This window comes from Cupriavidus sp. 21MJTG02-4 (assembly GCF_057798975.1).
On record NZ_JBYOJP010000001.1, the window covers coordinates 130,477 to 150,943 of the forward strand.

General features: G+C 66.9%; 16 protein-coding genes. 8 read left to right on the forward strand and 8 right to left on the reverse strand.

Translation table 11 applies throughout. The features are described 5' to 3' along the window. Positions 1 to 49: 49 nt before the first annotated feature. The 4 genes from AC3FKH_RS00645 to AC3FKH_RS00660 form a co-directional block, all read right to left on the reverse strand. Positions 50 to 1,915, reverse strand: a complete 1,866-nt coding sequence (locus AC3FKH_RS00645) for an ABC transporter ATP-binding protein/permease (protein WP_488672082.1) — start codon at positions 1,913 to 1,915, stop codon at positions 50 to 52. Positions 1,916 to 2,048: 133 nt separating this feature from the next. Continuing rightward, positions 2,049 to 2,426, reverse strand: coding sequence for an HIT family protein (locus AC3FKH_RS00650; protein ID WP_483731214.1), 378 nt, complete (start codon positions 2,424 to 2,426; stop codon positions 2,049 to 2,051). A 53-nt stretch (positions 2,427 to 2,479) separates the two neighbouring features. Next, positions 2,480 to 6,454, reverse strand: a complete 3,975-nt coding sequence (locus AC3FKH_RS00655; RefSeq protein ID WP_488672085.1) for a DUF3683 domain-containing protein — start codon at positions 6,452 to 6,454, stop codon at positions 2,480 to 2,482. Between the two features lie 159 nt (positions 6,455 to 6,613). Further along, positions 6,614 to 7,192: a YqaA family protein gene (locus tag AC3FKH_RS00660; RefSeq protein ID WP_488672087.1), complete on the reverse strand. Its 579-nt coding sequence runs from the start codon at positions 7,190 to 7,192 to the stop codon at positions 6,614 to 6,616. 318 nt (positions 7,193 to 7,510) lie between these two features. On the opposite strand from AC3FKH_RS00660, the gene AC3FKH_RS00665 reads away from it, so the two are divergent. From AC3FKH_RS00665 to AC3FKH_RS00700, 8 genes are all read left to right on the forward strand, one after another. Continuing rightward, positions 7,511 to 8,017 carry a (2Fe-2S)-binding protein gene (locus AC3FKH_RS00665; RefSeq protein ID WP_488672089.1) on the forward strand — a complete coding sequence of 169 codons (507 nt, stop codon included), beginning with the start codon at positions 7,511 to 7,513 and terminating at the stop codon, positions 8,015 to 8,017. 12 nt (positions 8,018 to 8,029) lie between these two features. Continuing rightward, entirely contained in the window at positions 8,030 to 10,405 is a 2,376-nt protein-coding gene (locus AC3FKH_RS00670) for a xanthine dehydrogenase family protein molybdopterin-binding subunit (protein WP_488672091.1), read from the forward strand. A gap of 30 nt (positions 10,406 to 10,435) precedes the next feature. Then, entirely contained in the window at positions 10,436 to 11,236 is an 801-nt protein-coding gene (locus AC3FKH_RS00675; protein WP_488672092.1) for an FAD binding domain-containing protein, read from the forward strand. A 95-nt stretch (positions 11,237 to 11,331) separates the two neighbouring features. Further along, the gene (locus AC3FKH_RS00680) at positions 11,332 to 12,228 is read left to right on the forward strand and encodes an AAA family ATPase (RefSeq protein WP_488672093.1); all 897 of its coding nucleotides are present in this window, start codon (positions 11,332 to 11,334) and stop codon (positions 12,226 to 12,228) included. Between the two features lie 3 nt (positions 12,229 to 12,231). Then, positions 12,232 to 13,494, forward strand: coding sequence for a vWA domain-containing protein (locus tag AC3FKH_RS00685; RefSeq protein ID WP_488672094.1), 1,263 nt, complete (start codon positions 12,232 to 12,234; stop codon positions 13,492 to 13,494). Beyond that, entirely contained in the window at positions 13,485 to 14,051 is a 567-nt protein-coding gene (locus tag AC3FKH_RS00690) for an SRPBCC family protein (RefSeq protein ID WP_488672096.1), read from the forward strand. The genes AC3FKH_RS00685 and AC3FKH_RS00690 overlap by 10 nt, the downstream gene beginning before the upstream one ends. Next, the gene (locus AC3FKH_RS00695; RefSeq protein ID WP_488672098.1) at positions 14,024 to 15,046 is read left to right on the forward strand and encodes an XdhC family protein; all 1,023 of its coding nucleotides are present in this window, start codon (positions 14,024 to 14,026) and stop codon (positions 15,044 to 15,046) included. The genes AC3FKH_RS00690 and AC3FKH_RS00695 overlap by 28 nt, the downstream gene beginning before the upstream one ends. Before the next feature lie 9 nt (positions 15,047 to 15,055). Beyond that, positions 15,056 to 15,661, forward strand: a complete 606-nt coding sequence (locus tag AC3FKH_RS00700) for a nucleotidyltransferase family protein (RefSeq protein ID WP_488672100.1) — start codon at positions 15,056 to 15,058, stop codon at positions 15,659 to 15,661. A gap of 107 nt (positions 15,662 to 15,768) precedes the next feature. Here the strand turns inward: AC3FKH_RS00700 and AC3FKH_RS00705 are convergent, their stop codons facing one another. From AC3FKH_RS00705 to otsB, 4 genes are all read right to left on the reverse strand, one after another. Then, the gene (locus AC3FKH_RS00705) at positions 15,769 to 16,122 is read right to left on the reverse strand and encodes a 4a-hydroxytetrahydrobiopterin dehydratase (protein WP_488672102.1); all 354 of its coding nucleotides are present in this window, start codon (positions 16,120 to 16,122) and stop codon (positions 15,769 to 15,771) included. 32 nt (positions 16,123 to 16,154) lie between these two features. Next, positions 16,155 to 17,546, reverse strand: a complete 1,392-nt coding sequence (gene otsA, locus AC3FKH_RS00710; RefSeq protein ID WP_488672104.1) for an alpha,alpha-trehalose-phosphate synthase (UDP-forming) — start codon at positions 17,544 to 17,546, stop codon at positions 16,155 to 16,157. Between the two features lie 34 nt (positions 17,547 to 17,580). After that, positions 17,581 to 19,395: a glycoside hydrolase family 15 protein gene (locus AC3FKH_RS00715; RefSeq protein ID WP_488672862.1), complete on the reverse strand. Its 1,815-nt coding sequence runs from the start codon at positions 19,393 to 19,395 to the stop codon at positions 17,581 to 17,583. A 72-nt stretch (positions 19,396 to 19,467) separates the two neighbouring features. Further along, positions 19,468 to 20,250, reverse strand: coding sequence for a trehalose-phosphatase (otsB, locus tag AC3FKH_RS00720; RefSeq protein ID WP_488672106.1), 783 nt, complete (start codon positions 20,248 to 20,250; stop codon positions 19,468 to 19,470). Positions 20,251 to 20,467 lie beyond the last annotated feature (217 nt).

Below are 20,467 nucleotides of genomic sequence, written 5' to 3' on the forward strand. Positions count from 1 at the left end.
GCGCGGGCGCCTGGTGGGTTGGCGTGATGCGACGTGGTGCGGTGCGCGTTCACGCCTCGCATACGACCCGATAGCTTACCGCAGCGCCCTCGCCTTGCCCATCTCGGGTGCCGGCGCCGTCATCCGGCACATAGCGCAGGTGGCGGCCATGGAACGCCGCGACCGTGCTGCGGTGGGCAATGCTGATGATGGCGGCGTCGGGCAATGCGTCGACCACCATCCGGTACATGATGCCCTCGGTTTCCTCGTCGAGCGCGCTGGTCGCCTCGTCCAGGAACAGGTAGCGCGGCTTCTGCAGCAGCGCGCGGGCGAAGGCCAGGCGCTGCTGCTCGCCGGGCGACAGCCGCAGCGACCAGTTGTCGAAGACATCGAGCTGGTCCACGAGCTGCGGCAAACGCGCTTGTCGCAGCACCGCCTGCAGCGCGGCGGCAGGGTGGGCCGTGCCCGCGTCCGGATAGGCGAGCGCGTCGGCCAGCGTGCCGATCGGCAGGTAGCTGCGCTGCGGCAGGAACAGCGTGCGTGCGTCGGAGGGCATGGTGATGGTGCCGCTGCCGTATGGCCAGATTCCAGCCAACGCGCGGAACAGCACGCTCTTGCCGCAGCCCGACGGACCATTCACAAGCCAGCGCTCGCCCGGGGCGATCGACAGCGAGAACGGCGCCACCAGCGGGCGCTGGCCGACGTTCGCGCCGCGCTGGGCACGCACCGGCAGCGCCAGGCCGAGGCCGTCGACGCGGATGCCGGCCTGCGGCTCGCCAGTGTGCTCGACCTCGATATCGCGCACGCCGGTATGCGACGCGTCCTGCCGCTCGGCCACGCGGATCGCTTCCTGGAAATCGATCAGCCGGTTGGCCGCGGCCTTCCAGCCCACCAGCGTGGCGTAGCTGTCCACGAACCACGACAGCGCGCCCTGCACCTGGCCGAAGGCCGAGCTGGTCTGCATCAGGCCGCCCAGCGTCATCTTGCCGGCGAAGTAGCGCGGCGCCGCCACCAGGATCGGGAAGATGATCGCGAACTGCGCATAGCCGGAACTCACGAAGGTCAGCCGCCGCGTATAGCGCATCAGCTGGTTCCAGTTCGCGCGGATGCGGTCGAAGCGCGCGCGCAGGCCGGCCTGCTCGGTCGGCTCGCCGCGGTACAGCGCGACGGGTTCGCTGTTTTCGCGCAGGCGCACCAGCGTGAAACGGAAATCAGCTTCGTATTGTTCCTGCTGGAAGTTCAGGCCGATCAGCGGCCGTCCGACGATATGCGCGATCAGCGAGCCAATCACCGCGTAGCCCGCCGCGAACCACACCATGTAGCCCGGAATCACGATCTCATTGCCGCCCAGCGCCAGGCTGATCGGGCCCGACACCGTCCACAGGATGCCGACGAAGGACAGCAGTGTCACCACCGAATTGACCAGGCCCAGCGATAGCGTCAGCGCGCCATCGGTGAACTGGCGCAGGTCGTCCGAGATCCGCTGGTCGGGGTTGTCGGTGGTATGGGTCTGTTCGATCCGGTAGTACGCCTGGTGCCCCATCCAGTGGTCCATGAAGCGGCCCGTCATCCAGGTACGCCAGCGCATCTGCAGCATCATCGTGTAGTACTGCCGCGAGATCGCGGCCACGATGAAGAACGCCGCGATCCACGAGAAGCGCAGCAGCAGCACCTTGAACGAGGCATAGTCGCGCTGCTCCAGCGCGTTGTAGAACACGCGGTTCCACTCGTTGAGCAGCACGTTGATATAGACGATACCCAGGTTAAGCGCGACCACCAGCGTCAGCAGGCCAAGGCCCGCCTTGCGGTCTTCGGACTTCCAGTAGGGCTTGATCAGCGCCCAGGTCGCGGCCATGCGCAGCCGGCTCTGGATCTTGAGGGCCTGGGCGGGAACGGCCGGGCCCGGTACGGTGACGGAAGTCGGTGTCGTGGACATAGCGGCAGCGGTACGCCCGCCGGCGCAGCAGCGGGCTGGTTCTTCTGGAATAAGCAAGGGCCGCGGCGGCCCTTGCAATAACAACAGGAGTCAGACGCATCCGGCACGGCGCGGTTCCTTGCGCCCGCCTGGCTCAGTCGTCGGTGGCTAGCGCCGAAAGTGCCGTACGCAGCGCCGGCAACCGGCCTTGCAGCTCGGCGACGCGCGCGGCGTCAGCCGCGCGTTGCGGCGCGGCCCAGATTGCCTCGGGGAAATGCGTGTCCCAGCGGTAGCGCGGAATGATGTGCCAGTGCAGGTGCGGCACCATGTTGCCGAACGCAGCCAGGTTGACCTTGTCCGGCGTCATGACCTCGCGCACCACGCGCTCGACCCGCGCCACCAGCCGCATCAGCCAGGCCTGGTCGCCATCCTCGAGGTCGGTCAGCTCGGCCGCATGGTCGTTCCAGACGATGCGGCAGAAGCCGGGGAAGCGGTCGTGCTCGACCAGGATCACGCGGGCGCGGTCGCCCATCCAGACGAGTTCGCCACCATCGGCTTCACACAGCGGGCAACCCGCTGCGCGTATCACACCAGCACCCGCTCGATGCCGCCGGCGTTGGCCTTGGCCACGTACTCTGGCATCCAGTTCTCGCCCAGCAGATGCTTCGCCATCTCCACCACGATGTAGTCGGCCTGCACCGATGCATCTTCGTTGTAGCGCGACAGACCCTGCAGGCACGACGGGCAGCTGGTCAGGATCTTCACGTCGCCGGTGAAGCCATCGGTGCGCAGCTTGTCGGCGCCCTTGGTCATCTCCTCTTCCTTGCGGAAGCGGATCTGCGTCGAGACGTCCGGGCGGGTCACCGCCAGCGTGCCGGATTCCCCGCAGCAGCGCTCGTTCTTCTCGATCTTGCCGGCGCCCGCGTTGCCGCCCATCAGGTCATTGACCAGCTTGGTCGGGTCCATGGTCTTGATCGGCGTGTGGCAAGGGTCGTGGTACATGTAGCGCGTACCGGTCACGCCCTCGAGCTTCACGCCCTTTTCCAGCAGGTATTCATGGATGTCGATGATGCGGCAGCCCGGGAAGATCTTCTCGAACTCGTAGCCGGCGAGCTGGTCGTAGCACGTGCCGCAGCTGACCACCACCGTCTTGATGTCGAGGTAGTTCAGCGTATTGGCGACGCGATGGAACAGCACGCGGTTGTCGGTGACCATTTTCTCGGCCTTGTCGTACTGGCCGTTGCCGCGCTGCGGATAGCCGCAGCACAGGTAGCCCGGCGGCAGCACGGTCTGTACACCCACATGCCACAGCATGGCCTGCGTGGCCAGGCCGACCTGCGAGAACAGCCGCTCCGAGCCGCAGCCCGGGAAGTAGAACACAGCCTCCGTCTCGGCCGTGGTCGACTTCGGGTCGCGGATGATCGGGACGATCTCGTTGTCCTCGATGTCGAGCAGCGCACGCGCGGTCTTCTTGGGCAGGTTGCCCGGCATCTTCTTGTTGATGAAGTGGATCACCTGCTCGCGCACCGGCGGCTTGCCCACTGTGGCGGGCGGATGCGCGGTCTGCTTCTTCGCGAACTTCTTCAGCACCTCGTTGCCCAGGCGCTGCGCCTTGTAGCCCCAGTCGATCATGACCTTGCGGGTCAGGTTGATGGTCTCGGGGTTGGTGGCGTTCAGGAAGAACATCGACGCGGCCGTGCCGGGGTTGAACTTCTTCTGCCCCATCTTGCGCAGCAGGTTGCGCATGTTCATCGACACATCGCCGAAGTCGATCTTCACCGGGCACGGCGTCGCGCACTTGTGGCACACCGTGCAGTGGTCGGCCACGTCCGAGAACTCGTCCCAGTGCTTGATCGACACGCCGCGGCGGGTCTGCTCCTCGTACAGGAAGGCCTCGACCAGCAGCGAGGTCGCCAGGATCTTGTTGCGCGGGCTGTACAGCAGGTTGGCGCGCGGCACGTGCGTGGCGCACACCGGCTTGCACTTGCCGCAGCGCAGGCAGTCCTTGACGCTGTCGGCAATGGCGCCGATGTCGCTCTGCTGCATGATGATGGACTCATGTCCCATCAAGCCGAACGACGGCGTGTATGCATTGCGCAGGTCCGCGCCCGGCAGCAGCTTGCCCTTGTTGAAGCGGCCCTGCGGATCGACCTTCTGCTTGTAGGCGCGGAAGTCGCCGATCTCATCCTCGGTCAGGAATTCCAGTTTGGTAATGCCGATGCCGTGCTCGCCGGAAATCACGCCATCGAGCGAGCGCGCCAGGTCCATGATGCGGGCCACCGCGCGGTGGGCATCCTGGAGCATCTCGTAGTTGTCGGAGTTGACCGGGATGTTGGTGTGCACGTTGCCGTCGCCGGCGTGCATATGCAGCGCCACGAACACGCGTCCGCGCAGCACCTGCTTGTGGATGGCCTGCGCTTCGTCGAGGATCGGCTTGAACTCGCCGCCATTGAAGATCTTGCGCAGCTCGGCCCGCACTTCGGCCTTCCAGGACACGCGGATAGTGCGGTCCTGCAGCAGGTGGAACACATTGGCATCGGGCTGCTGCACCAGGCGCGCGTCGAAGGCCTGGCCGAGCAGGCCCAGGCCGTGCCCGATCAGCGACGCCTTGGCGGTGGCCAGCGGCACATCGAGGTGGTCCTGCAGGTAGCGCCAGCGCGCGCGGATTTCGCGCAGCAGCGTGAGCGCGTGCTGCACGCGGTCTTCCAGCAGCTCGGCGCTCGGGATCTCGTTGGCGTCGTCGCTGCGGCCCAGCGGCAGATTGCCGCGCGCGAAGAAGGCCTCGAGCGCGTCGACCAGCGCGAGCTTGTTCTTGATCGACAGTTCGATGTTGATGCGCTCGATGCCGTCGGTGTACTCGCCCATGCGCGGCAGCGGGATCACCACGTCTTCATTGATCTTGAAGGCGTTGGTGTGGCGCGCGATGGCGGCGGTGCGCGAACGGTCGAGCCAGAATTTCTTGCGGGCCTCCGGACTGACGGCGATAAAGCCTTCGCCGCTCTTGCCGTTGGCCATGCGGATCACTTCCGAGGTGGCGCGCGCCACGGCGTCTTCATCGTCGCCGACGATATCGCCGATCAGCACCATCTTCGGGAAGGCGTTGCGCTTGCTCTTGGTGGCATAGCCGACCGCGCGCAGGTAGCGCTCGTCGAGGTGCTCCAGGCCGGCAAGGATGGCGCCGCCCGGCTTCTTCGACTCGGCGTCGAGGTAGTCCTTGATCTCGACGATGCTAGGAATCGCATCGCGCGCCTGGCCGAAGAACTCCAGGCACACGGTGCGGATGAACTTCGGCATGCGGTGCAGGATCCAGCGCGCGCTGGTGATGATGCCGTCGCAGCCTTCCTTCTGCACGCCGGGCAGGCCCGCCAGGAACTTGTCGGTGACGTCCTTGCCCAGGCCTTCCTTGCGGAACTTGCGGCCCTCGATGGCCAGCGTCTCGGTGCGCAGCACCTTCTCGCCCGGCGCACGGTTGCCGTCGGACCACTTCAGTTCGAAGGTGGCGACCGGCACGTCGTGGATCTTGCCGAGGTTGTGGTCCAGGCGCGTGACTTCGAGCCAGTTGCCTTCCGGATCGACCATGCGCCACCAGGCCAGGTTGTCCAGCGCGGTGCCCCACAGCACGGCCTTCTTGCCACCGGCGTTCATGGCGACGTTGCCGCCGATGCACGATGCGTCGATCGAGGTCGGGTCCACCGCGAACACCAGGCCGGCCTTGTCGGCGGCGTCGGCCACGCGGCGCGTCACCACGCCGGCGCCGGAGAAGATCGTGGCAACCTTGTGCGGGACGTTCGGCAGGTCGGTCTGCTCGACCGGGCCGAGCTGTTCCAGCTTCTCGGTATTGATGACCGCGCTCATCGGCGTCAGCGGCACGGCGCCGCCGGTATAGCCGGTGCCGCCCCCGCGCGGGATGATGGTCAGGCCGAGTTCGAAGCAGCCCTTGACCAGGCCGGCGATCTCTTCCTCGGTGTCCGGCGTCAGCACGACGAACGGATATTCCACGCGCCAGTCGGTGGCGTCGGTCACGTGCGAGACGCGCGACAGGCCATCGAACTTGATATTGTCCTTCTGCGTGACGCGGCCCAGCACGCGCTGCGCGCGCTTGCGCAGGTCGTAGGCGGCGGCAAACTCGTTCTTGAAGTCCTCGATCGCCTGCTTGGCGAACGCGACCAGCTGCTCCACGCGATGCGAGCGATCCTCGGCGGCCGGCTCGGCGTGCTCGGCACGGTCGGCGGCGCGGCGCTTCTCGATCTCGCCCAGGCGGTGATGCAGCGCGCTCACCAGCATCTGGCGGCGCTTGGGGTTCTCGAGCAGGTCGTCCTGCAGGTATGGGTTGCGGCGGACTACCCAGATATCGCCCAGCACTTCGTACAGCATGCGCGCTGACCGGCCGGTACGGCGCTCGCCGCGCAGCTCGTCCAGGATGCGCCAGGCCTCTTCGCCGAGCAGGCGGATGACAATCTCGCGGTCCGAAAAGGACGTGTAGTTATAGGGGATTTCACGCAGGCGCGCAGGGGCGTCCTGCGCGGCCAGCTTGGCGTCGAGCACGAGTGGGGCGTTCATGGGGGACCGCTTCCTGCTGGCGCACTGAAGGTGTGCGCCGATCGTTCATTAAAGCGCGATTGTACTGCATGGCACGGTTTCGCCGCGCCGCAACATGGCACAACCCGTGTCGGAACAAGGGTTTAGCGCCGCCTTGTGTACTGTCTGTCACATGCGGATTCAGAACCAGGCGCGAAACATTTCAGCAATGTTGTGCCAAAAACTGTCCGGTATCCACAGCAGGCTGGCTGTCATGGCCAGATAACGCAGGAATTTGCCGATCGCCATGTAGACCAGGCTCGGCCAGAACGACAGCCGCAGCCAGCCGGCCAATGTGCACAATGGATCACCAATGGCGGGGAGCCATGACAACAGGAGCGTGGGCGGGCCGAGTCTTCGCATCCAATGGAAATAGCGCGCGTCCAGCTTCGGCTTGGTGGGCTTGCGCACATGCTTGCGATGTTCGAGGTGTTCCTGCTCGTGTTCGCGCTCCCGGCGCCGCTTGTGGTAGCGCACCAGCGCAAGCTTGGCCGCGTAGCCGAGCCACCAGTCGATCGCGCCGCCCGCCGTATTGCCGAGCGTGGCCACCACCACGGCGGGCCAGAACATGTGCGGATTGAGCTTGATATAGCCGAACACCGCCGGCTCCGAGCCAAGTGGCAGCAGCGTGGCCGACACCAGGCTGACGACGAAGATGGCGGGCAGGCCCACCTTGGGGAGGGCGACGATGTCGAACAGCCAGTCGAAGAAGGCTTCCATGTCGTGGGGCTGGTATCGGTGCCGGGGAGAGTGCCCGGGTGGTATCGATCATTCTAGCTGTCCCCCTTTCGGGGCACGGGCAACCCGCATGGCAGTGGCCCGCGATTTGTGATTAACTGTTACAGCCCGTCGCGGCCAAACGTTCGCCGGCCGCCGGGGGGTTCCTCCCGCACGGCAATGGCCGTGGGCAGCACCGGCAGCACCAATATCACGAAATAGCCGTAGCAAACGGCAGTACCGCGTCGTGGCCAGTCCCGCGCTGTTTATTTTGGGATTTCGGGGAATCGGTCATGCGCGTCCACCCACATGGAGACAAGCATGGCGATTCCGATCCGCCTGACGGTCAATGGCAAGCCCGTTGACGCCCAGGTAGAACCCAATACCCTCCTGGTCCAGTTCCTGCGCGAACAGCTTCGCCTGACCGGCACCCATGTCGGCTGCGACACCGCGCAGTGCGGCGCCTGCACGGTCCACCTGGACGGGCGCGCGGTCAAGTCCTGCAATATCCTCGCCGTGCAGGCCGATGGGGCCGAGGTCACCACCATCGAAGGACTGTCCGGCATACGCGTCGGCAACGGGGCGCCGATGCACCCGATGCAGGAAGCCTTCCGCGAATGCCACGGCCTGCAGTGCGGCTTCTGCACGCCAGGCATGGTGATGGCCGCCACCGCGCTGGTGCAGGCCCAGCCGAACGCCGATGCGACCGCCATCCGCCAGCAGCTCGAAGGCAACCTGTGCCGCTGCACGGGCTACCACAACATCGTCAAGGCCGTGCAGCAGGGGCAGGCCGCCATGCGCGCGGACACCGCCGCGAGCGCCGAGTAAGGGAGCCCAGCCATGAACGCACCCGAATCGCAGAAGTTCGTCGGCTCGCCCGTCAAGCGCAAGGAAGACTTCCGCTTCCTGACCGGCAACGGCCAGTACACCGACGACATCGTCCTGCCGCAGCAGAGCTACGGCTATTTCGTGCGCTCGCCGCATGCGCATGCGCGCATCCGGTCGATCGACAAGAGCGCCGCGCTGGCCTCGCCCGGCGTGATCGCCGTGCTGACGGGCGAGGATATGGCCGCCGACAAGGTGGGTGGCCTGCCCTGCGGCTGGCTGATCCACAGCATCGACGGCTCGCCGATGAAGGAACCGCCCCACCCTGTCATCGCGCAGGGCAAGGCACGCCATGTCGGCGACCAGGTGGCACTGGTGGTGGCCGAAACACTGGCGCAGGCGAAGGACGCCGCCGAGCAGGTCGTGGTCGACTACGAGGAGCTGCCCGCCGTCGTCAATGCTGCCGATGCCGCAGCCGCCTCCACGCTCGTGCATGACGACGTGCCCGCCAACACCTGCTACACGTGGGGCCACGGCGACAAGGCCGCGACCGATGCCGCGTTCGCGAAAGCCGCGCACGTGACCACGCTCGATATCGTCAACAACCGGCTGATCCCCAACGCGATCGAACCGCGCGCGGTCAACGCCAGCTACGCGCGCCAGGACGACAGCTACACGGTCTACGTGGCCAACCAGAACCCGCACGTGGAACGCCTGCTGATGGGCGCCTTCGTGCTAGGCCTGCCGGAATCGCGGCTGCGCATCATCGCGCCGGACGTAGGCGGCGGCTTCGGTTCGAAGATCTTCCTGTATCCCGAAGACGTGGCGCTGACGTGGGCGTCGAAGAAGGTCGGCCGGCCGATCAAGTGGACCGCCGAGCGTTCGGAGTCGTTCCTGACCGACGCGCACGGCCGCGACCACGTGACCAAGGCCGAGCTCGCGCTCGACAGCGACGGCAAGTTCCTGGCCATGCGCGTGCACACCACGGCGAACATGGGCGCGTACCTGTCGACCTTCGCCAGCAGCGTGCCCACCATCCTCTATGCGACGCTGCTGGCCGGGCAGTACGCCACGCCGGCCATCTACGCCGAGGTCAAGGCGGTGTTCACCAACACCGCGCCGGTGGACGCCTACCGCGGCGCCGGCCGGCCCGAGGCCACCTACGTGGTCGAACGGCTGGTGGAAGCCGCCGCGCACGAGCTGAAGACCGACCCGGCCGAGCTGCGCCGCAAGAACTTCATCCGCCAGTTCCCGTATGCCACGCCGGTCGGCCTGACCTATGACACCGGCGACTACGAGCCCTGCCTCGCACGTGCGCAGGAACTCGCCGACGTGAAGGGCTTCCCGGCCCGCCGCGACGAGGCGAAGCAGCGCGGCAAGCTGCGCGGCCTTGGTTACTCCTGCTACATCGAAGCATGCGGGCTGGCACCGTCGAATATCGCCGGCGCATTGGGCGCGCGCGCAGGCCTGTTCGAGGTCGGCGAGATCCGCGTGCACCCGACCGGCAGTGTGACGGTGTTCACGGGCTCGCACAGCCACGGTCAGGGCCACGAGACCACCTTCGCGCAGATCGTGGCGGACCGGCTCGGCATCGCGCTGGAATCGGTCGAGATCGTGCACGGCGATACCGGGCGCGTGCCGTTCGGCATGGGCACCTATGGCTCGCGCTCGCTCGCGGTGGGCGGGTCGGCGATCATGAAGGCGCTGGACAAGATCGAAGCCAAGGCCAAGAAGATCGCCGCGCACTTGCTGGAGGCGTCCGATGCCGACGTCGAGTTCAGCAATGGCGTGTTCCGCGTGGCTGGCACCGACCGCACCAAGACTTTCGGCGAAGTCGCGCTGACGGCATACGTGCCGCATAACTATCCGCTCGACAAGCTGGAGCCGGGCCTGAACGAGAACGCGTTCTACGACCCCACCAACTTCACGTATCCGTCGGGCGCCTATGTCTGCGAGGTAGAGGTCGATCCGGACACCGGCGAGTCGCAGGTGATGAAGTTCACCGCGGTCGACGACTTCGGCAACATCATCAACCCGATGATCGTCGAAGGCCAGGTACACGGCGGCATTGGCCAGGGCCTGGGCCAGGCCATGCTGGAGCAGTGCATCTACGACCGCGACAGCGGCCAGCTGCTGACCGGCTCCTACATGGACTACGCCATGCCGCGCGCCGGCGACCTGCCAGACTTCACCGTGGAAACCGCCAAGGGCACGCCCTGCACGCACAACCCGCTCGGCGTGAAGGGCTGCGGCGAAGCGGGCGCGATCGGCTCGCCGCCTGCGTTCATCAACGCGCTGGTCGATGCGCTGTCGCCGCTTGGCGTGAAGGACCTGCAGATGCCCGCCACGCCGCACCGCGTGTGGCAGGCCATCCAGGCCGCCCAACCCTGAGCCCGCCGACGAACCGTAAAGGAAACCGACATGTACGCATTCCAGTTTGAACGCGCGGCGGATGCCAAGGCGGCGGTCGCCAAGCTCAAGGCCGATCCGGACGCCAAGTTCCTGGCCGGCGGCCAGAGCCTGCTTGCGGCAATGAAGCTGCGCCTGTCCGCGCCGTCCACGCTCATCGACGTGGCCCGCATTCCTGGCATGAGCGATATCCGCGTCGAAGGCAACGAGTTGGTGATCGGCGCCGCCGCCCGCCACGCCGATGTCGCGGCCAACGCGGAAGTGTGCCAGCGCATTCCCGCGCTGGCCGCGCTGGCCGAAGGCATCGGCGACCGCCAGGTCCGCGCGATGGGCACCATTGGCGGCTCGCTCGCCAACGATGATCCCGCCGCTTGCTACCCCGCTGCGGTGCTGGGCCTGGGCGCCAGTGTGGTCACCGACCGCCGCACCATTGCGGCCGATGACTTCTTCAAGGGCCTGTATGAAACCGCGCTGGAGCCCGACGAACTGATCACCGCCGTGCGCTTCCCTGTGCCCGAGAAAGCGGCCTACATCAAGTTCCGCAACCCGGCCTCGCGCTTCGCGCTGGTCGGCGTGATGGTCGCGCGCACTGGCGGCAACGTGCGCGTCGCTGTCACGGGAGCGGCCGACAGCGTGTTCCGCTGCCAGCCGCTGGAGCAGGCGCTGGCGGCAAACTTCACCGCGGCGGCGGCGAAGGCGGTAAAGGTCGATCCGTCGCGGCTCAATGCCGATCTGCATGCGTCGGCGGAGTACCGGGCACATTTGATTCCGGTGCTGGCGGCGCGGGCGGTGGAGGCGGCGTTGAAGGGATAGCCGGCATGCGCCAAGCCTCTGCCTAGCTCTCCTCTCCCCCTTGGGGAGAGGGGAGCAACCAATGCGTTCATCAGCGGCTTCAGTCGCTGCAGCCCATGCTTCCCACCTCCATCGACCACACCCTGTCCCTCCTCGAATCCCACCAATATTTCGCCGACCGCGAAACCGCGACGGTGCTCTACCTCGCCCTGCGCATGCAGCGCCCGCTGTTCCTCGAAGGCGAGCCCGGCGTAGGCAAGACCGCCCTGGCGCAGGCCATGGCCGAAGTCATGGGCACGCGCCTGCTGCGCCTGCAGTGCTACGAAGGCCTCGACGCGGCCAGCGCGCTGTACGAATGGGACTACCCGCGCCAGATCATGGCCCTGCGCGTAGCCGAAGCGCGCGGCGAGCGCCCCGAGGCGCAGTCGCTCTATCACGACGACTACCTGCTGAAACGCCCACTGCTCGAAGCCCTGCTGCCCGACCCCGCCGCACCCGGCGCGCCGCGCGTGCTGCTGATCGACGAGATCGACCGCGCCGACGAACCGTTCGAAGCGTTCCTGCTCGAGATACTGTCCGAATACCAGGTGTCGATCCCCGAAATCGGCGTGATCCGCGCCGAGCGTCCACCGCTGATCATCGTCACCTCGAACCGCACGCGCGAGGTCCACGACGCACTCAAGCGCCGCTGCCTGTACCAGTGGATGGGCTATCCGCAGCGCGAGCGCGAACTGCAGATCGTTGCCGCCCGCGCGCCGGAAGCCGCCGCGCGGCTGCAGGCGCAGGCGGTCGATTTCATCCACCGGCTGCGCGGCATCGACCTGTTCAAGGCGCCCGGCATCGCCGAGGCCATCGACTGGTGCCGCGCGCTGTCCGCGCTCGGCGTGACCGAACTGGACCCGCAGTCCGTGCGCGACACGCTCGGCGTGCTGCTCAAGTACCAGGACGACCTGGCCCGCGCCGATGGCCCGACCGTGGCCGAATTGCTCGCAGGCGCATCCGCCGCGACCTGATCGATGGCCACGCTGCACCCCGCCCGCGCCGGCAAGCCCGGCCCCGCCCTGCCGGTGCTGGCGCGCAACGTCGCGCATTTCATGCGGCTGCTGCACGACGGCGGCTTTGCGCTGTCGCCCGCGCATTCCGTCGACGCGCTCGATGCGCTGCAATACGTGGACATCGGCCGGCGCGACGACGTCCGCGCGGCATTGGCCGCGCTGGTGCTCTCCGGCCCCGACCAGCGGCCGCTGTTCGATGCCGCCTTCGACCTGTTCTGGCGAGACCCCGACTGGGAAGGCAAGCTGCGCGCGATGCTGCTGCCGCGCGTCGATGCCGGCGCGCCGCCGCCGCGGCGCAGCAACAGGCTGGCCGATGCGCTGGCGGCACGCCAACCCGACCTGCCCGCCCGGCCGCAGCAGACCGAAGCGGAGCGGATGACGGTGCCGTTGACGTTCTCGGACCAGGAGCGGCTGGCGCAGCGCGATTTCGAGACGCTCACCGCGCAGGAATGGCGCGCGCTGCAGCACCTGGTGCGCAAGCGCCGCGCCCACCTGGCCATGGAACGCACGCGCAGATTGCGCCCGGCCAGCAGCGGCACGCGTGCCGACCTGCGCGCCAGCGCGCGCCTGGCCGTGCGCCAGCATGGCGAATGGCTGCGCTGGAAATACCGCCGCCATGCCGAACGCAAGCCGCCGGTGGTGCTGCTGCTCGACATCTCCGGATCGATGAGCCAGTACTCGCGCGCGGTGCTGTACTTCTGCCATGCACTGACGCTCTCGCGCGAGCGGTTATCCGTATTCCTGTTCGGCACGCGGCTCACCAACATCACGCGCGCCTTGCGCGAGCGCGATCCCGACGAAGCCGTGGCCGTCATCACCGGCCAGGTGCGCGACTGGGCCGGTGGCACGCGCATCGGCGAAGCGCTGGCGAGCTTCAACCGCCAGTGGGCACGCCGCACGCTGTCGGGACGCGCCACGGTGCTGCTTGTCACTGACGGGCTGGACCACGAACATATCGACCTGCTGGGCCAGGAGATGGCGCGGCTGCGGCGCTTTGCGCATCGCATCATCTGGCTCAACCCGCTGCTGCGCTACCCCGGCTTCGCGCCGCAGGCGCGCGGCGTGCAGGCCATCCTGCCGCATGTGGATGCGCTGCGACCGGCGCACAATCTCGACAGCCTGCTCGCCTTGCAGACCTTGCTGTCCGAGCCGGACGCCGGCACGGCTTTCGCTTCACCTATGAAACCAATCACAAGAGACAAGGAGCGCCCCCCATGGAAATGAATCAAAGCCAGCGCCTGCCGGTGCCCCAGCAAGTGGCATGGGAAGCGCTCAACGACATCGCGCTGCTCAAGCAGTGCATCCCCGGATGTGAGAGCATCCAGCCTGACGGCGAAAATGCCTACCAGCTCGCCTTGACCGCGGCGGTCGGCCCGGTCAAGGCGCACTTCAAGGGCCGCATGGCGCTGCAGGATATCCAGGCACCGGACAGCTACACCATCCAGTTCGACGGACAAGGCGGTGCGGCCGGTTTCGGCAAGGGGTCCGCACGCGTCACGCTGGAACCTGAGGGCGATGAAACGGTGCTCACTTATGCGGTCAACGCGCAGGTGGGCGGCAAGATCGCGCAGATCGGCTCGCGGCTGGTAGACGCCGCGGCGCGCAAGATGGCGGAGACCTTCTTCACGCGTTTCACCGAGGCACTGGCTGCGCCGGCGGCCGATGAAGCCGAACCACAACAAGACGCCGCCCCCGATGGCGGCGATATGCAACAAACAGAGCAACAAACAGAGGAACCCAAGCGGAAGCGATCATGGACAGCGTGGATCTCGAAGTCCTGAGAAGCAGTGTTCGGTGGCAGCAGGAAGGCCACCGCGTGCTGCTGGTGACGGTAGTCAGGACCTGGGGCTCGTCGCCCCGCCCCGAAGGCGCGATGCTGGCCGTGCGCGATGACGGGCTTGTCGTCGGCTCGGTGTCCGGCGGCTGCATCGAAGACGATCTGATCGACCGCGTGCGCCGGCTCGGCATCACCGCGGATCATCCCGAATCGGTCAAGTACGGCATCAGCGCCGAGGAAGCCCACCGCTTCGGCCTGCCGTGTGGCGGCACGATCGAACTGGTGACCGAGCCGCTCGCCCCCGCGAGTGGCATCGCCGAACTGCTCGACGCCGTCGAGAACGGCCGGCTGGTGACGCGCACGCTCGACATGGCCACTGGTCACGCCACGCTGGGCCCGGCGGAGGCCACCGATGGCCTGGCCTTCGACGGCCAGACGTTGCGCACCATTCACGGCCCGCGCTATCGCATGCTCGTGATCGGCGCGGGGCAGTTGTCGAAGTACCTGTGCCAGATTGCCGTGGGCCTGGGCTTCCAGGTCACCGTGTGCGACCCGCGCGAGGAATACACGGAAACGTGGGACATCGCGGGTGTGAGCATGGTGCGGACCATGCCCGACGACACCGTGACGGAGATGAACCTCGACGAGCGTTGCGCGGTGATTGCGCTCACGCACGATCCGAAGCTCGACGACCTGGCGCTGATGGAAGCGTTGCGCACGCGCGCGTTTTACGTCGGCGCGCTGGGTTCGCGCCGCAACAACCAGGCACGGCGCGAGCGGCTCAAGGAATTCGACCTGAACGACGTACAGCTGGCCCGCCTGCATGGCCCGGTCGGCATCTTCATCGGCAGCCGCACGCCGCCGGAGATTGCCATTTCCATCCTGGCCGAAGTGGTGGCCGCCAAGAACCATGTTTCGTTGCCCGACATCCTGCAGGTGGAAGGTGCCAAGGCGGCGCGGGAAATGGCCGCCGGCACCGGCAGCAGCTGCAGCACCTGAGGACGCGCCATGACCGCCGCCCGCAATGCTCCCCTGATCAAGACCGACCTGCCGACCGGGGTTCTCCTGGCGGCGGGGTTCGGCCGGCGCTTCGACGCCAACGGCCAGCGCAACAAGCTGCTGGAGAAACTGCCTGACGGCCGCACCATCGCGTGGCGCAGTGCGCGGACATTGGCCGCTGCGCTGCCTGACTCGATTGCCGTGATCCGGCCTGGCCATCCGGCGCTCGCCGAGGAATTGCGGCGCGGGGGCTGCCGTGTGGTCGAGGCCCCCGCGGCTGAGGCCGGCATGGGCGCTGCGTTGCGCGCTGCTGTCGCCGCCACGCCCGACGCGCGCGGCTGGGTGGTGGCGCTCGCCGATATGCCGTGGTTGCCGATGGAACTGGTCAGGGCGGTGGCGTTGACCATCACCACGCCTGACACCATCGCCGCGCCGTGGCGCGACGGGCAGCGCGGGCACCCGGTTGGATTTGGCTCGGCCTGGCGGGAGGAATTGCTGAAGCTCGATGGGGACGAGGGAGCGCGAGCGCTGTTGAAGGCGCAGCCGGTGACGAGGATTCTGACGGAGGATGACGGGGCGTTCAGGGACGTGGATCTGCCGGGGGATTTGAACTAGCTGCCATGAATGCTGTACCGCCTGGTGGCTCCCCTCTCCCACGCGTGGGAGAGGGGAGCCACGGCGTCACGAGCGTTACGCCATCAGCATTTCAAGGCAAATGATCGCTAACTGCCCTCCCCTAACTGCTCCGCCAGTCCAGAAGTCTTGGCCGCCATAATGAAATCATTCCTGTGCAAGCCCTTGATCTTCTTGGTCCGCCACGACACCGTGGCATGCCCCCATCCAAAGCTGATCTCGGGATGATGCCCTTGCGCTTCCGCCAGTTGTCCCACGCCATTGGCGAATGCCAGCGCCTGCGCGAAGTTGCGGAAGGTGAAGCTTCGCTCGAGCCTGCCGGCGTCATCGGCCAGTGTCCATCCGGGCGTGTCGGCCAATAGCGTTTCGGCCTCGGCACGCTCCAGCGGTGGAACGCCACCACGGCACGGCGTGCAGGTCTGAGTTTCCAGTTGCTCACTCATGGCAATGCTCCTTCTGCAGCCGCAACAAATCTTCAGCCGCCCTCGGTTTCCGACAAGGCGCGCAGGTATTCCCGACTCCACCAATGCACATCCTGGCAGCGGACCCGTTCCAGCAGCTTCTCATGCCGCGCCTGCCGCTCGGCCAGCGGCATGTGCAAGGCCTGCTGGATAGCCTGCGCCGTGGAGTACGTGTCATAGGGGTTCACCAGCAACGCTTCCTTAAGCTGCTCCGCCGCGCCGGCAAATCGCGAAAGCACCAGCACGCCGGGATCCGCAGGGTCCTGCGCCGCGATAAATTCCTTGGCGACCAGATTCATGCCATCCCGCAGCGGCGTCACCAGCGCGACGCGGCTCGCGCGGCACAGGCCCGGTAGCCGCTTGCGCGCCGTGGTGCGGTGGATATAGCGCACTGGCATCCAATCCAGCTCGCCGAATTCGCCATTGATAGCGCCGCTTAGACGTTCCATCTCGCTGCGCAAGTCCGCATACGCATCCACCGATTCGCGCGATGGTGCCGCGATCTGTACCAGCGTCGCACTCTTGCGGTTCTCCGGGTACTCGGCGAGCAGCCGGTAGAAGGCCTTCAGCCGCTGCGGCAGCCCCTTGGAATAGTCGAGCCGGTCGATCCCGAGCAGCAGCCGGCGCTGCGCATACTGCGCGCACATCATCTCGAACGTTTCCTGCGCCTCCGCGCCACGCCCCAGTTCGGCGAACTCGTCCACATCGATGCCGATCGGAAACGCCTCCGCACGCACGGTGCGATGGTACGCACGGTAGCGATGCTCGCCCATCGGTTCGGCGAACGCTTCGTTCTGCACGTAGCGCGAGAAATGCTCGAGGTCGGTGTGGGTCTGGAAGCCGATCAGGTCATACGCAAACAGCGCCCGCATCAGCCAGTCGTGCTGCGGGATGGCCGCGAGGATCAGCGGCGGCGGCAACGGGATATGCAGGAAGAAGCCGATGCGCTGGCCACAGCCGATGGCGCGCAGCTCCGCCGCCAGCGGGATCAGGTGATAGTCGTGGATCCAGATGATGTCGTCGGGCTTCAGCAGCGGCGCCAGCTTGCGCGCGAACAGCTGGTTCACGCGGCGGTAGCCGTTGAGGTAGTTCGAGTCGAAGTCGGCCAGGTCCAGGCGGTAGTGGAACGCGGGCCACAGCACGCCGTTGCTATAGCCGAGGTAATACGAGTCATGGTCCTCGCGGCACATATCCACCGTCGCCAGCGTGACATTGCCGGCTTGCTGCAGGTGCAGCTCGCCTTCGCCCGGCGTGCCGCCCTGGTTGGTTTCCAGCGCCTTGCCGCTCCAGCCGAACCACAGGCCGCCGGTCTGGCGCAGCGCTTCGGACAACGCCACCGCGAGCCCGCCCGCGGCAACATTGCGCGGATCGGCAACGCGGTTGGATACCGCTACTAGTCTGGGCATATAGAGTTGTTCGTGTTAGTGATGCCACCCCCGGTCAGATCACGCTGTCCCACGGCGCCGACAGGCGCATGGCGCCATTGATCAGCCCGACCATCGAATAGGTCTGCGGGAAGTTGCCCCACATCTCGCCCGTGACGGGATGGGTGTCTTCGGACAGCAGGCCCAGCGGATTGCGCGCCGCCAGCATGGCCTCGAAAATCTCCCGCGCCTCCTCGCGCCGGCCAATGCGTGCCAGCGCATCGATACGCCAGAAGGTGCAGATATTGAAGGCGGTCTCGGGCTTGCCGAAATCGTCCGGCGCTTCGTAGCGGCGCATATAGGGACCGTCGCACAGGCTCTCTTCGAGTGCCTTGACCGTGGACATGAAGCGCGGATCGCGCGGGTCGATGAAGCTCACCTCCGCCATCAGCAGCACGCTGGCATCCAGCTCCTTGCCGCCGAAGCTTTCGGCAAATGCCTGGCGCGATTCATTCCAGGATTCGGCCAGGATGCGCTCCTTCATGCGTTGCGCATGGCCGTGCCAATACTCCGCGCGCGCCTGCAGTTCCAGCTTTTCCGCCACTTTGGCGAGCCGGTCGCAAGCCGCCCAGCTCATCAGCGCAGACGAGGTATGCACGCGCGCACGCGTGCGCAACTCCCACATGCCGGCATCGGGCGTGCCGAACACTTTCACGGCCTGCTCGCCCACTTCTTCCAGCCGGCGGAATTCGGCCGGGCCGCCACGATGCAGCAGCCGGTGGTCGTGGAAGGCCTGCGCCGCGCCCAGCACGACATTGCCGTAGACATCGTGCTGGAAGTGCTCCTGCGCCTGGTTGCCCAGGCGCACCGGCCCCATGCCGCGGTAGCCGGGCAGGTGGTCGAGGATGCTTTCGGGCAGTTCGCGCTCCAGCCCGATGCCGTACAGCGGCTGGATATGCCCGTCCTGCGACTGCATCACCACGTTGGACAGCCAGCGCAGGTAGTCCTCCAAGGTGCCGACTTCGGACAGGCTGTTGAGCGCGCGCACCACGAAAAACGCGTCGCGCAGCCAGCAGTAGCGGTAGTCCCAGTTGCGCCCGCTGCCGGGAGCCTCGGGAATGCTGGTGGTCATGGCCGCGACGATCGCGCCGGTCTCCTCGTACAAGGACATCTTGAGCGTGATCGCGGCGCGGATGACCGCGTCCTGCCATTCGCGCGGCACCGCAAGACGGCGGCTCCACATGCGCCAGTAGGAGGTGGTCTCCTGCTCGAAATCGCGCGCGGTTTCCTCGACGCCATGATTGAGCGTTTCGTCCGGGCCGAGGATGAAGTTGTGGCTGCGCGTGAGCAGGAACGGCGTGTGCGACAGCACATAGGCCAGCGGCGCATCGGTGGTCATGCGCAGCGTCATGCTGTCGCCGATGTAGCGCACATGGCTGCTGCCGCGCGTGATCTCCGGCTCCTTGCGCCCCCAGTCGAAGCGCGGCGCCACTACCACGCGCACGCGCGGTGCCCCGCGCACCGGGCGGATGCGGCGCACGAGCGTGATGGGTCGGAAATAGCGGCCCAGCCGGAAGAAGCGCGGCGCGAAGTCGGTGATCTCCAGGCAGTTGCCGTGGCTATCGGTCAGCCGCGTGCGCAGCACGGCGGTATTCGGTTCGTACCACTGGCTCGACGCGTGGAAGTCCTCGATCTCGATCGAGAAGTGCCCGGCGTTCTCGCTCGGGTCGAGCAGCGCGTTGAAGACCGGCTCGCTGTCAAAGCGCGGCATGCACGACCACACGATCCGGCCGCGGCAGTCGACCAGCGCCGAGAACGCGCAGTTGCCGATCATGCCGAGCGACAGCGACGGCCCGGCATGGCGCTTGCCGCCATCGACGGTCTTGTACACGCCTTCGGACGGCGGCTGGCCGAGCTCCGACGGACTACTTGGATTGCTTGCGGAAGTCACAGCGAATCCCCCTCAAAGATGTCGTTGTGGATTGGGCGCCGGCGGCAGATCAGCCGGATGCGGCCTGCCGTCGAGCGCGTGCGCTGAGCGGTGCAGCCAGCAACGCAGCGCGGCCGGCCCGGTAACACTGACCGTGGCCATGGTGTCGCGCTGACCAACCAGCACGCCGAGGCCGCCGAGCTTGCGGATCACGGCAAAGCCTGCCTCGTCCGTCACATCGTCGCCGGCAAAGACCGGCCCGCGCCCCGCGAATGGCGGCATGTTCATGAAGGCGGCAATGGCGTCGCCCTTGTTGATGCCCGCGGGCTTGATCTCCACGACCATCTTGCCCGGCATGCCCTCAAGGCCGTTCGCGTGGCGCAGCACGTCCGTGACGGCGGCGCGCACCAGCCCCTCCAGTTCGGGGGCTTCGCGATAGTGGATGGCAACCGCCACGGATTTGCGCTCCAGGCGCAGGCCCGGATAGCGGCGCACCAGGGCTTCCAGCGGCGGGATCAGCGGCTCCAGGCCGGGCGCCGGCTTCATCTCGACTTGCGCGCCGCCGGTGCGCAGTTCCGCCCCGTGAATGCCTGCGGCCGGCAGGCGCAGCGGCTGCAGGAAGTGGTCCAGTTCGACGATGGGGCGGCCGGAAACAATGGCGAGCGCGCCTTCCAGGCGGTCGTAGAGCCGGCGCAGCGTCCCGACCAGTTCGGGCTCGACCTGCACCAGCTCCGGGCGCGGAGCAAGATCGGCCAGGGTACCGTCGAAGTCGAGAAAAAGCGCGGTATTGGGTTCGATAAGCGGTAACGGGGGCATCGCGTAAAACCCTAGCATGTGATTCTGGCGAGCGTCCACCGGGCGCTGTCCTACACGGGACAGCTCGTCACATTGGCCTGGCCCTGCCCGCCTCGCAGTGCTCACGGCGCCACCCCGGCCGGGATACCCATTGGCGTCCAGGGCCTTGTGCGGCGTTCCGATCCTTTATCATTGGCGCTTTCCGCCGAAATTTCCGGCTTTTTTGCGCGCCCTTCTT

Coding starts and splice junctions, on each gene's coding strand:
- AC3FKH_RS00665 (WP_488672089.1), top strand. CDS start 7,511: ATGGCGATTCCGATCCGCCTGACGGTCAATGGCAAGCCCGTTGACGCC.
- AC3FKH_RS00705 (WP_488672102.1), bottom strand. CDS start 16,122: ATGAGTGAGCAACTGGAAACTCAGACCTGCACGCCGTGCCGTGGTGGC.
- AC3FKH_RS00680 (WP_488672093.1), top strand. CDS start 11,332: ATGCTTCCCACCTCCATCGACCACACCCTGTCCCTCCTCGAATCCCAC.
- AC3FKH_RS00660 (WP_488672087.1), bottom strand. CDS start 7,192: ATGGAAGCCTTCTTCGACTGGCTGTTCGACATCGTCGCCCTCCCCAAG.
- AC3FKH_RS00670 (WP_488672091.1), top strand. CDS start 8,030: ATGAACGCACCCGAATCGCAGAAGTTCGTCGGCTCGCCCGTCAAGCGC.
- AC3FKH_RS00695 (WP_488672098.1), top strand. CDS start 14,024: ATGGACAGCGTGGATCTCGAAGTCCTGAGAAGCAGTGTTCGGTGGCAG.
- otsA (WP_488672104.1), bottom strand. CDS start 17,546: ATGCCCAGACTAGTAGCGGTATCCAACCGCGTTGCCGATCCGCGCAAT.
- AC3FKH_RS00655 (WP_488672085.1), bottom strand. CDS start 6,454: ATGAACGCCCCACTCGTGCTCGACGCCAAGCTGGCCGCGCAGGACGCC.
- AC3FKH_RS00645 (WP_488672082.1), bottom strand. CDS start 1,915: ATGTCCACGACACCGACTTCCGTCACCGTACCGGGCCCGGCCGTTCCC.
- AC3FKH_RS00690 (WP_488672096.1), top strand. CDS start 13,485: ATGGAAATGAATCAAAGCCAGCGCCTGCCGGTGCCCCAGCAAGTGGCA.
- otsB (WP_488672106.1), bottom strand. CDS start 20,250: ATGCCCCCGTTACCGCTTATCGAACCCAATACCGCGCTTTTTCTCGAC.
- AC3FKH_RS00675 (WP_488672092.1), top strand. CDS start 10,436: ATGTACGCATTCCAGTTTGAACGCGCGGCGGATGCCAAGGCGGCGGTC.
- AC3FKH_RS00685 (WP_488672094.1), top strand. CDS start 12,232: ATGGCCACGCTGCACCCCGCCCGCGCCGGCAAGCCCGGCCCCGCCCTG.
- AC3FKH_RS00700 (WP_488672100.1), top strand. CDS start 15,056: ATGACCGCCGCCCGCAATGCTCCCCTGATCAAGACCGACCTGCCGACC.
- AC3FKH_RS00650 (WP_483731214.1), bottom strand. CDS start 2,426: ATGGGCGACCGCGCCCGCGTGATCCTGGTCGAGCACGACCGCTTCCCC.